Source organism: Enterobacter sp. 342 (assembly GCF_036663495.1).
In the GTDB taxonomy this organism is placed as follows: domain Bacteria; phylum Pseudomonadota; class Gammaproteobacteria; order Enterobacterales; family Enterobacteriaceae; genus Enterobacter.
In genome coordinates this window covers 1-9376 of record NZ_JAWUEI010000061.1, presented here as the reverse complement: position 1 = coordinate 9376, position 9376 = coordinate 1, and the positions used below count along the sequence as shown (strand labels likewise).

The 9376-nt window shown below is 50.4% G+C and carries 14 protein-coding genes; all 14 read right to left on the bottom strand.

The window, feature by feature from the left end; translation table 11 throughout:
• Positions 1 to 738: 738 nt before the first annotated feature.
• Positions 739 to 2139, bottom strand: coding sequence for an asparagine--tRNA ligase (asnS, locus tag V6E55_RS24265; protein ID WP_028019231.1), 1401 nt, complete (start codon positions 2137 to 2139; stop codon positions 739 to 741).
• A gap of 166 nt (positions 2140 to 2305) precedes the next feature.
• Positions 2306 to 3508, bottom strand: a complete 1203-nt coding sequence (gene pncB, locus V6E55_RS24260) for a nicotinate phosphoribosyltransferase (RefSeq protein ID WP_236920392.1) — start codon at positions 3506 to 3508, stop codon at positions 2306 to 2308.
• Between the two features lie 184 nt (positions 3509 to 3692).
• A complete protein-coding gene (locus V6E55_RS24255; RefSeq protein WP_232969743.1) occupies positions 3693 to 4985 on the bottom strand; it encodes a tyrosine-type recombinase/integrase in 1293 nt (430 codons plus the stop codon).
• Positions 4986 to 5029: 44 nt separating this feature from the next.
• A complete protein-coding gene (locus V6E55_RS24250; protein WP_013097283.1) occupies positions 5030 to 5287 on the bottom strand; it encodes an excisionase family protein in 258 nt (85 codons plus the stop codon).
• On the bottom strand, positions 5271 to 5642 hold the full coding sequence (locus tag V6E55_RS24245) for a hypothetical protein (protein WP_316944062.1): 372 nt from the start codon (positions 5640 to 5642) through the stop codon (positions 5271 to 5273). Before V6E55_RS24245 ends, V6E55_RS24250 begins: the two co-directional genes overlap by 17 nt.
• Positions 5643 to 5644: 2 nt before the next feature.
• Positions 5645 to 6061, bottom strand: a complete 417-nt coding sequence (locus V6E55_RS24240; RefSeq protein WP_316944061.1) for a hypothetical protein — start codon at positions 6059 to 6061, stop codon at positions 5645 to 5647.
• 2 nt (positions 6062 to 6063) lie between these two features.
• Complete coding sequence (locus V6E55_RS24235) at positions 6064 to 6807, bottom strand: ORF6N domain-containing protein (RefSeq protein WP_044158720.1); 744 nt, start codon at positions 6805 to 6807, stop codon at positions 6064 to 6066.
• Positions 6808 to 6852: 45 nt separating this feature from the next.
• Positions 6853 to 7680 carry an SPFH domain-containing protein gene (locus tag V6E55_RS24230; protein WP_316944060.1) on the bottom strand — a complete coding sequence of 276 codons (828 nt, stop codon included), beginning with the start codon at positions 7678 to 7680 and terminating at the stop codon, positions 6853 to 6855.
• Complete coding sequence (locus V6E55_RS24225) at positions 7677 to 7871, bottom strand: hypothetical protein (protein ID WP_032635101.1); 195 nt, start codon at positions 7869 to 7871, stop codon at positions 7677 to 7679. Before V6E55_RS24225 ends, V6E55_RS24230 begins: the two co-directional genes overlap by 4 nt.
• On the bottom strand, positions 7871 to 8278 hold the full coding sequence (locus V6E55_RS24220) for a hypothetical protein (protein ID WP_316944059.1): 408 nt from the start codon (positions 8276 to 8278) through the stop codon (positions 7871 to 7873). The genes V6E55_RS24225 and V6E55_RS24220 overlap by 1 nt, the downstream gene beginning before the upstream one ends.
• Entirely contained in the window at positions 8275 to 8496 is a 222-nt protein-coding gene (locus tag V6E55_RS25925; RefSeq protein WP_023332562.1) for a ParE family toxin-like protein, read from the bottom strand. The genes V6E55_RS24220 and V6E55_RS25925 overlap by 4 nt, the downstream gene beginning before the upstream one ends.
• A complete protein-coding gene (locus tag V6E55_RS24215) occupies positions 8468 to 8722 on the bottom strand; it encodes a hypothetical protein (protein ID WP_316944058.1) in 255 nt (84 codons plus the stop codon). The genes V6E55_RS25925 and V6E55_RS24215 overlap by 29 nt, the downstream gene beginning before the upstream one ends.
• Complete coding sequence (locus V6E55_RS24210; RefSeq protein ID WP_316944057.1) at positions 8715 to 9083, bottom strand: hypothetical protein; 369 nt, start codon at positions 9081 to 9083, stop codon at positions 8715 to 8717. The genes V6E55_RS24215 and V6E55_RS24210 overlap by 8 nt, the downstream gene beginning before the upstream one ends.
• The gene (locus tag V6E55_RS24205) at positions 9064 to 9267 is read right to left on the bottom strand and encodes a hypothetical protein (RefSeq protein ID WP_016240231.1); all 204 of its coding nucleotides are present in this window, start codon (positions 9265 to 9267) and stop codon (positions 9064 to 9066) included. Before V6E55_RS24205 ends, V6E55_RS24210 begins: the two co-directional genes overlap by 20 nt.
• Positions 9268 to 9376 lie beyond the last annotated feature (109 nt).

Sequence of the window (9376 nt, the reverse complement as noted above, 5' to 3'; positions counted from 1 at the left end):
AAGCGTGCGTATTGCCTGAAAACACAACCCGCTACGGGGGAGACTTACCCGAAATCTGATTTATTCAACAAAGCCCTGCACCAGCTACCAGCAGAGCAGGGATAACCACTGCCAGAATATTGCGCTTCATCATTATTTATTACCCTCATTGGTTTTTTTATGACACTCGCCACTGCCGTCAATAAATTCTGTCAATAAATATTTCCGGAACTATTGATGAGAGTTTGGTGTCTTTATGTATCTGACAGGCATCTTTCCATTCACCGAAGCGTTTCGCTAGCCTGAAAGTGCTACAATTCTCAAGATTAAGTAACCGAAAGAAAATATGTGTAACCAAATATGTATTTTTCGGAACTTTGTGAACCACCTCAAACTTCAGAACTCCCTGGCGAATTAAGCGGCAGCATTTATTCTATATATATGAATTCCTTATAATTAATTTGGATAAAGGCAATTCATATAAACAGACGTTAAACGACTCGTTTTTTCTTATGATGCAATAAAGACATCTGGATGGCTAAAAAAGTGGTTGAAATTTGTGCTATTACTTGAGGATGTAATAATCGCAATAAGAATGGAGTTTGTTTTTTGTGGCTGGATATTTCACGGAAACAATACGTAACAGGTAGCGGTTGTGACGGGGTGGTGGTTTAAAAATGCTGACTTTGCACTGACGTAAACTGACAATACAGAATAAAATAATGGCCAGCATTTGCTGGCCATTGATGCTTTTGTCGATTAGAAGCTGGCGTTACGTGGAGTACGTGGGAATGGAATAACATCACGTACGTTCTGAACACCGGTCACGTAGGCGATCAGACGCTCGAAGCCCAGACCAAAACCGGCGTGCGGAACGGTACCATAACGGCGCAGATCGCGATACCAGCTGTAGTCAGCCGGATTGAGACCCATCTCTTCCATACGCGCGTCAAGTACGTCGAGACGCTCTTCACGCTGAGAACCGCCGATGATTTCACCAATGCCCGGCGCCAGTACGTCCATCGCTGCAACGGTTTTACCGTCTTCGTTAAGGCGCATATAGAAGGCCTTAATGTCTTTCGGGTAGTTTTTCACGACAACCGGTGCTTTGAAATGTTTCTCGGCCAGATAGCGTTCATGCTCAGATGCCAGGTCAACGCCCCAGTACACCGGGTTCTCAAACGTCTCACCGCATTTCTCAAGGATTGCTACCGCGTCGGTGTAGTCTACCTGTGCAAAGTCAGCTGAAACGAAACGCTCCAGACGCGCTACAGCATCGCTGTCTACGCGCTCTGCGAAGAATTTCATGTCGTCAGGACGTTCTTCCAGGACCGCTTTGAAGACATACTTCAGCATCGCTTCCGCCAGACCAGCAACATCGTCCAGGTTGGCGAATGCCACTTCAGGCTCCAGCATCCAGAATTCCGCCAGGTGACGGCTGGTGTTGGAGTTTTCGGCGCGGAAGGTTGGACCAAAGGTGTAGATTTTTGACAGCGCACAGGCGTAGGTTTCACCGTTAAGCTGACCAGAAACCGTCAGGAAAGCCTCTTTGCCGAAGAAGTCTTTGTCATAATCCACTTTACCTTCTGGCGTACGCGGCAGGTTTTCCATGTCCAGCGTCGAGACGCGGAACATTTCACCTGCACCCTCAGTATCGGACGCGGTGATCAGCGGGGTAGACACCCAGAAATAACCTTGTTCATCGAAGAAACGATGCAGCGCCTGGGCCAGCGTATGACGCACACGCGCTACCGCACCAATCAGGTTGGTACGTGGGCGCAGGTGAGCGACTTCGCGCAGGTACTCAATGCTGTGACGTTTTGCCGCCATCGGATAAGTATCCGGATCTTCAACCCAGCCGGTCACTTCGATTGCGGATGCCTGAATTTCGAAACTCTGGCCCTGGCCCGGTGATGCCACAACGACACCGGTAACGATAACGGAACAACCCGTCGTCAGATGCAGAACGTCATCATTGTAATTGGGCAGAGAATTATTAATGACGGCCTGTACAGGATCAAAGCAGGAACCGTCATAGACGGCAAGGAAGGAGATGCCAGCTTTAGAATCTCGGCGGGTACGCACCCATCCGCGCACGGTGACTTCCTGGTCAACGGCGACACGGCCCTGGAGTACGTCGGCTACAGGCACAACGCTCATAATATTCTCTCTGTTAATAGTCGGAAAAAATAGACACTTGTCCACCCTTATCGGGGGATATCTATGTTACCTGCCATCTGCTATCAGACAAGCAAATTTCGCAGTCAAAAGAGAAGAATTGAGAAATAAATAAGGAGAGGGGAGCCATAAAGGCTCCCTTAAGCACTTAGCTGGCTTTTTTGATCTGGGGAAGATCGAACGCTTTACGTAGCGCGCGGACAAACGCTTTGTCATGGCAGATGGTTTTACCCGGGCTATCGGAGAGCTTCGCCACCGGCTTGCCATTACATTCCACCAGTTTTATAACAATATTCAGAGGTTTTACCTGAGGAATGTCGCAGGTCAAACGGGTACCAATCCCGAAGCTGAGGTTAACTCTGGTGTTGAACTGCCGATAGAGCTCAACAGCTTTCGGCAGGTCAAGATTATCGGAGAAGACCAGAACCTTGCTCATTGGATCAATACCCAGCTTTTCGTAGTGGGCAATAGCCTTCTCACCCCATTCAACCGGATCACCGGAATCATGACGTAACCCCTGATAGCGCTCAGCGAACTCGGGACCAAAATCGCGCAGGAAGGCATCCATCGTAATACAGTCGGTGAGGGCGATCCCCAGTTGATTCGGGTACTCCTCTAACCATGCGGCCAGTGCCGCGCGTTGGCTGTTAGCCAGGTCTGGGCTTATCTGCTGATGCGCCTGGAACCATTCATGAGCCTGGGTGCCCATAGGTGTCAGGTTAAGGCGACGGGCCAGATCGTAGTTGCTGGTGCCCACAAACCACGGTTCCTGCTGCAGACGCTTAACGATGGCTTCCTGGACGTCGCGAGAAAAACGTCGACGGGTGCCAAAGTCCATCAGGCGGAAGCGGGACATATCCAGTCCTTCCGTCAGCGTGGTGAAGCCCGCGAGCTTGGTTTCCAGCGCGGCGACCGCTTGTTCAACACCGTTTTCCGGTGAACGGTAGCGGTGGGCCAGTTCACTGATCACCGCCAGAAGCGGCACTTCCCACATGATCACTTCCCGCCACGGACCTTCAAGACGAATATCCAGCTTACCGTTATCGTTAAGTACAGTGACCTGCTCTGGCTTATAGCGGAAGTTGCGCAGCCAGTTCAGGTAGTCGGCTTTGAAGAAAGGCAAGCCAGAAAGCCACTGATATTCATCGTCCTGCAACGTCAGATGCTGCATAGCATCGACCTGTTCACGAATAGCGTCTGCGTAGATACCGAGCAAGTCGTCGCCACGGCAGCGGAATTCGGCCGCGACATGAACGTCATAGTAATGGTGGAAAACGGCTTGCTGCATATGCAGTTTATACGCGTCGGTATCCAGCAACGTATGCAGAACAGGAGAAGCGAATTGAGTCATAGGTGCGCAGTAGCATCCTCTCACAGGAGCGTTTAGTACAATAAACAACTCCGGAGTATACCTTGTTTAGTGATTTATTGAACCCCGATCACAACATAAGCGCGTTTTATGGTCGAGGGCATTTTGTGCCCCATGTTATATAAATGTAGCAATAGTGCTGCTAACCACTTGAATTTAAGGTTTTCTACTGCGCTACTACCATGCTTTGGGGCAGTGATGGGGCAAAGCGTGAAAGCGCCTGGTTGAGCAGAGAAACCTGTTCGGCACTCTTCTCTGACATCCACTTTCCATACACTTTGTAAACCATCTGAGCATCTGTATGCCCCATCTGAGTTGCTATAAAGTTTGGGTTCGCGCCAGCTGACAATGACCAGCACGCATAGGTATGTCGTGACTGGTAGGCGTTACGGTATCGAATACCGGCGCGCTTGATTATCGGACCCCAAATTTTATTAATCGAATTAACCGCGTAGTGATATCCTCTTCTGGGCCCACGCTTAACGCATTGAGGGCTGAAAACGAAAGTGCATGGATGTATGACTGACTGGCCATACTCCCGCAATTTCACTTCAACCTCATACTGCCGGCCAAGGCGCGTCAGCTGGGCCTGATTCCTCAGGGCATCAATAGCTGGTTGAATGAGATAAATCACCCTGTCAGTGCCTGCGTCTGTCTTTGGCAGGGTGAACTCATCCGTCTGGGTTAAGTTGCGTTTTACGGTAATTGTCCCGGCTTGCAGATCGATATCTTCCCAGGCCAGACCGCACAACTCCCCATGCCTCATTCCGGTATAGACTGCCAGTGACCAGAGATTTCTCATCTGCTGGTGGCCGCATGCCTGGACAAACCTGATGAACTCGTCTGTCGTGAGTGGATCTGGCTCGCCCTTCGCTTTCTTGAGGCGGTTAATTCCGCTAAACGGGTTTTCCTTTGCATAGCCGTTATCTGCTCCAAACTGGAAGATCTCGGCCATTAGCATCATGTAATTGTTTACGGTGGAGGACTTCCGACCCTTTACCTGCGTCCGGTGATCCTTCTTCATCACATGAAAACCTGTCAGCAACTCCTTCCTTACGTACAGCAAATCCTCAGTGGTAACCGCAGAAACCATTTTGTTTTCGCCGATGCGGGGAAGCATGTTTTTTATGATGGACTCGTACCGACTCATGGTGTTTGAGCTGATTTCCATCCTCTTCAGCTCGGACCATTTTTCGGTAAGCTCCAGCACAGTAATCTCCTTACTATCCTGACCGAACCGGGCAAGGTTCGGTGAGTTTGGGAATTTTTCCGCGTAGTCGAAATTCCCCATTCTTATCGCAAAACAAACCGAAGAACGAAGCTCACCGGCTATCTTGCGATTTTTGGCTGTATCAGGGACTCCGAGGTTTTCCCTGACACGCTTGCCTTTATACAGAAACCAGACACGGAGTGAACCGCCGTGGTTTTCGACGCCTGTCGGGTATGATGCATTAGCCATTAATCCCTCCTGACGTCCAGGAGCGCTGACGAGTGTACTGCTTTTCATGCTGTCTTCGCACCTGGTTGATTTTTTTTCTGAGCTTCGATCCACTGATCGACGGCTTTTCTGTTGTACATGCATTCGCTCGAAGGCTTGGGATTGCCGTCTGGTGAAATGTGAAGGTACTCACGCCCCAGCATCCAGGATTCTTTTCTGGCGCGGGTGATGGTTCCGGGCTTAAGCCCGGTAACCGCAATCAGAACCTTTTCGCTAACCCAGTCATTCGGCACCAGAAGAACGATTTCAGCACTGGTTTGCATGGATCTCCTCCACTTTATCTTTAGCCACGAGCACGCACCGCGCGAAAGAAGAGGGCGTTACAATTTCGCGAAGAGCCTGAACCAGAAAATCATTGTGCTGCTGGTGCAGCTGCAGGTTGCGCTCCTTCTCCTCATGGCGCAGGATAGCCAGACGAGCTGTGATGATGCGGCGCTTACCTTTGATCACCCGTAGCGCGTTTTCTGCCTTTTTCCGCCATGCACTCCATTCGCTGCTGCTGTTCGATCTCGCCAGCTGCTCTTCGATACTGAGCTGTGCTTCTTCTGCGTTAACAAGCTGCTGCAGGCAATCGCTGATTGTGTTCAGGTTGTCTGTCTCGATTAATGTCTTTTTCATTTTCAATTAATCTCTTCTTTACTGACACAGTTTTCCCAGCCACCGCTGCTATTAACCATTTCCCCAAGCCTTGAGAAACAGGCATTCATCCAGCGGATTCCCCTTGGGGTTAGGGTTGGCACCGTGCCCCAGTCGATGAAGTCCGAATTGCTGCGATGCATATATTTGATAAGGTCCAGAATGTTGATGTAATGGGCCCGGCGTTTTTCCATATCCCAGCCTTTGTCCTCCAGATACGAATCGATGAATCCCTGCAATGCTGGCTGATTAAGCGAAATGTCGCCGTACTGGTGGCGGTACACCGGGCGACGATGCAGACTCACCAGATAGAACAGATACGCATCGCATACCCATTCCAGCGCCTGCTGGTGGGCCAGCTCAACAGAGCCAGCAGGATTCCAGAATTCATTATTTTTCACCGTTACCCCTCCCAGCCGATCGCTTGGAACAAGCCCATTTTAGGGTGATACCAGCGGGTGCCGCGCGGTTCAGCTTCTGACATCATCTGGCGAAACGCGGCCATAAACGGCTCCAGTTCGACGATGGCCCTACGTGACAAAAGCCCGTCTGGAGTCATAAATTCGTGCGTGTCTGTCGGGATGCGGTAGGCATTGACCAAATTCCGGCACTTGGCGTCACTCATTCCGCTTTTAGCTACCACCTGGCGGTAACCAACATATCCGGCGCGCATGGTCCCGCGTTTGATGTTCTCCACCGCTTCTGTGACAGTTTCGATCTGCTCTTCAACATGATTCAGGCGCTTCTGCTGGCGAACGGCATCGGCGGCCATTGCTGCAATCATCTCAATTTCCGTCAGCGGCGCGCGAGTTCGGAAATAGCTGTTAACCAGCTCACGCTGAACCTGCCAGGCCAGATCGTCCGTGAGTGACTTCGCCACCATCAGATATCCAGATTCGAAAAGCACAATTCCAGAGGGCGCAAACTTAGAAAACACACCTTCCGGAAGGTCCCGGCGTATAGCGTCGGAACCTAATTCAACGTAATCGACTCCCTCTACAAAGTAGTTCCTGTTTTCACGAAAATTACGTCCTGCTGTTCCATCTGGTCGTTGGTGAGCTTCGTCAATCATTGCGAATGTCACAACACGCTGACCGCGATATTCGACTGCCGGCAGCTGTTTGTTATTGATCGTTACTGTGTTCATGCTCGATATCCTTCTGAGTGCCCGGCTTTACGCCGGGCTGGTGAATCACTTAACCTGGATAAATGGAGTATTGGCGCCGCTGGTCATGTACTGGGGCAGAGTGCCGTTCCATTTGTTAATGGCCTCCAGTTGAAGCACTTCAGGGTTTTCGCGCATGGCCTGCCCACGAATCCGGATAGACTTCGCTTCCGCTTCCGCCAGCTTCAGCTTTGCGTCTGCCTGGCCATCTGCTTCAGCGCGCAGCATGTTTGCTTCGGCTTCACGCTGTTTCACCTCTTGCTCGCGCTGCAGGGTCTTCTGGTTGGCGGTGACTTTGGCGTTGATGCTGTCGATAACTGTCGGCGGGTACTCCGGACGGCCGACGTAAGAAAGGCTGATAACTTGGATTCCTACCGGCCCCATGTCGGACTGGATCTCTTTCAGAGCGTTTTCAAGCAGCTCAGCTTTCCCGCCGTCAATGAACTTATCGGTACTCATGCGGCTTGCGAGACGATTAAGGGCATCGGCAATCTTCTGGCGCAGATCGGTATCGGTGATGTCGTCCACACCTTTGCGATAGGTCTGGAAGACCGTGGTCACTTTGGTTTGATCAACTTTATAGGCGACACCAATGTGATAGCCGATCGTAGTGCCGTCACTCATCTGGAAATTGAATGCGTCGTCGTAGGTTTTCATCTGTTTGAAGGTTGGGAAGATGTAGACCTCTGTGTTCCAGCCGGTCCAATAGCGGCCTACGCCAACCACTTCACCGACGCCTTTGTCGTCTCCCAGCTTATTCACCTTGATACCCACGTTGCCGGGCTCGACACGATCGCAACCTACAAGACCGATGGCAGAGAGCGCGATAATTGAAGCCATAATTGCTTTTTTCATTTCTTTTCCTTAGTTACGGTTACAACAAGACCCTTACAAATGGCGTAGATGCACGGCGGGGTCATGATCGCCAGGGCAAAACCGGATAACACTGCTGTGGTGTCCTTCATCGAAATGAGGATCGGAACGAAAAGGCCATAAACGCTGGCGACAATTACCAGCGAGAGGACAACGCGTAAGTAAGCAATCATCAGCGAAGCCCCTCTGGTTTACAGGCCTGCAGTTCTGCCTGCTCTTTCACGAATCGGTCATGCATGGCGTCCCACTTTCCGAGCCACTTACGTGCTTCGCGCTTACGGTCCAGAATTCGGCGAATGCGCCGCATGCATCGGCTATGTGCAAAGAGATATTGCTGTGTGTGCTGGCCCATGCGGTTGACGAGCACACCATTGCTGAAAACAGGTTCGTCTGGTTCGTTGGTGTTCAAACCGGCACGATGAAAAGTTTTGGTTACCATGTAGTGAGCAAGGTTACTGATCGCTGCGCTCCTGCTGAGGAAACGGCGCGAGTAGCCGTGTCGTGATACGACGTAAACGGGCTGCAGCTCCTTGGCAAAGGCGCTGTCAATTGAGGTGGTGCTGATGCGTTTATCGTTCATTTCCGGTCCTTAACTTTGCTGTATCGTTCGTGACTCATTACTTCCCAGTTCTTTCCGCCATCGCGGGAGAGTAGCCGCCAGCGGTGATTAACCTTGAGGCTCAAATTCCCGGAGCCGTGCATACGGCAGGGGTGAATGCGCCTTGCTCTGAACTGGCTTAAAACGTGTGCTGCTTTGAGGTGAACCCACTCAGGAATTCGTATCGCTGTCAGTGCCACCAGTTACCTCCCCATACTGAATTCCAGCTAAGCGAATCAGCTCAATGAAAGCGTCTAAATCACCAATATGTTCATCGTTGCGTAACGGTCGATCACACATCACTCTCCCATTCTTGATATGCAGAACTACCCGCCCGGTAAAATCAGGGAGGACATGCACATCCACGTTCAACACGGGGCGGGGGAGCAGCACACCCTGATAAAGCATTGTTTGTTGGTTAGCCATTGCCGATCTCCGCATTAACTGGTTTCTGCTTTTTGACGAACTCAACCAGCTCAGAAATGAGTTCGTCGATTAATTCCTTTCCGCTATCTGTGAGGAATTCACCGCTGCCATTAACATCAACAGCGCTGCTGTAAATTCCCTTGATAGCTTTTACGCCTTCGACATTCCCGTACTCACTGATCGCAAGCCTTTCGAATTTTCTCAATAATCCATCAAGAAGAATCTCTGTTAACTCGACCGTGTTAATGCCGCCTTTATTGAGATTAATAACAAGGCAGTTACTGCCCGTTTTACGCTGGTGGCGTAATAAAGCTGCCTTTAAAATTCGGCGTCGGTAGGTTTCAATTACGTTGTTTTTCACGACGTTCAAACTCCGAATCCATCCACATTGAAACCTGAGCCGACAAGTCAAGGCAGAGGCCAGACAGAGAAATTATTTGCTCGATATCCATATCAATAATATTGGAGTTAATTAATTCCATTAATTGATACAGGTTATCTGCTGTGTTTTTTGCGGTTTCTAGAGAGCTGTCTTTACTGAGCATATTCAGACCCCGTAAGCTTTGCGCATGAAAAGGGCTTTGTTGAATAAATCAGATTTCGGGTAAGTCTCCCCCGTAGCGGGTTGTGTTTTCAGGCAATACGCACGCTTTC